Source organism: Paenibacillus sp. OT2-17, from assembly GCF_009827695.1.
Taxonomy (GTDB): domain Bacteria; phylum Bacillota; class Bacilli; order Paenibacillales; family Paenibacillaceae; genus Paenibacillus; species Paenibacillus polymyxa_B.
In genome coordinates this window covers 1-2792 of record NZ_WUDQ01000489.1, presented here as the reverse complement: position 1 = coordinate 2792, position 2792 = coordinate 1, and the positions used below count along the sequence as shown (strand labels likewise).

The window sequence follows — 2792 nt, the reverse complement described above, 5'->3', positions numbered from 1 at the left end:
TCCAACGTAAACCGTGCGCCTACCTCAGCAACCCGCTCAGATCCCTTGGTGATAACAATGAACTGTACGACCACGAGAATGAGAAAGACAACAAAACCGACGGCAATTTGCCCTCCTGCAATCCAACTACCAAACGTAGCAACTACTTCCCCTGCATGGCCCTCACCTAAAATAAGTTTGGTTGTAGAAATATTAAGTGCCAATCGAAACAACGTTGTAATGAGCAACAATGAAGGGAAAATAGAGAACTGTAATGCTTCCTTCGTGTTCATAGAAACGAGTAGAATCATCAAAGCAATAGAAATATTAATGACGAGTAGGATATCCAGCAGCCATGATGGGATCGGGAGAATCATCATAAGAACGATACCGATGACGCCTGCAAGGACAGTTATTTCTTTTATTTTCACGGGTCTCTAGCCCTCCGATCCCTTTATTTCACTTTACCTTTTAATTTATATACATACGCCAGCACTTCGGCAACGGCCTGGAACAGATCAGCTGGTATCGCATCCCCGATTTCGGCTCGTTGAAACAGCGCCCGCGCCAGCGGCTTGTTTTCCATCGTTATTACGCCGTTTTGCTTGGCAATTTCTTTAATTCGGAGTGCAACGTAATCTTGCCCTTTCGCAATAATCTGCGGCGCTTCCATCTCCGAACCGTCATATTTCAAAGCCACAGCAAAGTGCGTAGGGTTGGTGATGATGACATCTGCATTAGGAACCTCCTGCATCATACGCTGCATAGCCATACGGCGCTGACGCTCGCGAATTTTCCCCTTGATCAGCGGGTCACCCTCCATTTTCTTGTATTCATCCTTAATGTCCTGCTTGGACATTTTCAGGTTTTTCTCATGCTCGTAACGTTGATACATATAATCCAACACCGCTAAAACGAACAGCACCACACCAATTTTGAGTCCCAGTTCCATTGTTAATGAAGCTGTAAAGCTCAACATCTGATCGCCGGACATTTCAGCTAGTTTGGGTAGGTCAGCCTTTGTTTTCCAGAGTACGCTGTACACCAGATAACCAATTACGGTCATCTTTAAAACAGATTTCAGGAATTCAACCAATGACCTCATGGAAAAAATATTTTTGAATCCTTTAATCGGATCAATCTTGCTAAACTTGGGCGTAATGCCCTCTCCGGTTAATAAAAAACCGATCTGCATGTAATTTGCTACTATCCCGATGACAATAGCCCCAATAAAAATAGGTGCCAGCATAATCAAGATTTGCACGCCGTACTCGCCCATCATCAGCAGCGTTGTGTTCGGCGTTACCTCCATAGAGAGCCGATTCACAAAAATATCTCGAAATAGTCGAACAGCATGATCCTTAAAATACCCGCCGAAAATCATGAGGCAAAAAAACGTAACCAGCAGGACACCAGCGGCGGGCAACTCCATGCTTTTGGCAACCTGCCCTTTTTGTCTTGCATCCTGTTTCTTTTTGGGTGTAGCTTTTTCCGTTTTTTCCCCTGAGAACAACTGCAGGTTCATAGCATATTTAAATGACAAACTACGTTCCTCCAGACCAGACATTAAGGACGATTACCCATAATATCCAACAAGTTGCGCATGGATTCGAACATCACAGAAAACAATCTTTCGAATATAAAAGCAAAACTTGGCATGAGAAGCAGTAACATGAACAGTCCCACAATAATTTTAAGAGGTACACCAATAACAAAAATGTTGAATTGTGGCGCTGTTTTAGCTAAAAAACCGAGTCCCACATCTGTTAAAAAGGTAGCCACTACAATGGGAGCAGCAATTTGAAAAGCAAGCATAAATGATTCCGCAAAAGAACGTACCAGGAATTCAGTTACACTGCCACCATACAGCTTTACAAAAAAATCATTTGTCAACGGTACCCAATCATAGCTGTATAAGATAGCATTTAGCAGATGATGGTGCCCATTTATACTTAAAAAGAACAATACAGCTATGGCAAACTTGAAATTCCCCGTTAAAGGCGTTGAAGCCCCTGTCATGGGATCAAACACACTCGCCATTCCGAAACCCACCTGTAGGTCTATAAAAGAACCTGCGGTTTGGATCGCTGTCATGAACAGATATGCAGTAAACCCCAATAACAACCCAATCATCACTTCACGGCCCACTAAGAGCACATACGCTACATCAGTCGGTACCTGTTGATGCGTACCATATGTAAGATACACGACCAAAGCTAGAAATCCTGAAATTCCGACCTTAAAGATATTAGGTACCCCTCGGGTTGAAAAAATAGGCGCTACTACAAAAAATGAGGTAATCCGACAAAAAATCAGCAAAAAAACAGGAAAACTCTGTAACAATATGTTCATAACATTCAGCCTAACCTATATATTTGTACAAATTGTCCAGAATGTTATACGTAAAGTCCACTAATGTGGTCAATATCCAGGGCCCGAACAAAAGCAATGCCAGCAATACGGCGACAATCTTCGGAACAAAGGCCAGTGTTTGCTCCTGAATTTGGGTTGTCGCCTGAAAAATGCTGATAATCAAACCCACGACTAGCCCCAAAATCAGCATCGGAGCGCTCACCTTGAGTACAATGTACACCGCTTGCCCAGCCAGGGAAATAATAAACTCCGAAGTCATTGCCGTCCTCCTTGATTGCTGTCCTTGCATGAAGTATTCATGTGTTAAAACTCAGAAGCAATGATTTGACAACCAAATACCAACCATCTACAAGTACGAAAAGCAGTATCTTAAAAGGAAGTGAAATCATTACTGGTGGTAGCATCATCATCCCCATAGCCATGAGTGTACTCGACACCAC

Annotated in this window: 4 protein-coding genes and 1 pseudogene; all 5 read right to left on the bottom strand. The window is 42.9% G+C overall.

Translation table 11 applies throughout. The features are described 5' to 3' along the window. Positions 1-410 (bottom strand): FHIPEP family type III secretion protein (locus GRP75_RS23565; protein ID WP_337194261.1); only part of this gene is annotated, 410 nt, incomplete at its 3' end. Between the two features lie 23 nt (positions 411-433). Further along, positions 434-1546 carry a flagellar biosynthesis protein FlhB gene (gene flhB, locus GRP75_RS23560; RefSeq protein ID WP_023988199.1) on the bottom strand — a complete coding sequence of 371 codons (1113 nt, stop codon included), beginning with the start codon at positions 1544-1546 and terminating at the stop codon, positions 434-436. Next, entirely contained in the window at positions 1546-2331 is a 786-nt protein-coding gene (fliR, locus tag GRP75_RS23555; RefSeq protein ID WP_160790524.1) for a flagellar biosynthetic protein FliR, read from the bottom strand. The genes flhB and fliR overlap by 1 nt, the downstream gene beginning before the upstream one ends. Before the next feature lie 10 nt (positions 2332-2341). Next, entirely contained in the window at positions 2342-2611 is a 270-nt protein-coding gene (gene fliQ, locus GRP75_RS23550; RefSeq protein WP_007430038.1) for a flagellar biosynthesis protein FliQ, read from the bottom strand. Between the two features lie 37 nt (positions 2612-2648). Then, positions 2649-2792 (bottom strand): annotated as a pseudogene (locus tag GRP75_RS23545) (flagellar type III secretion system pore protein FliP); the annotation flags it as partial.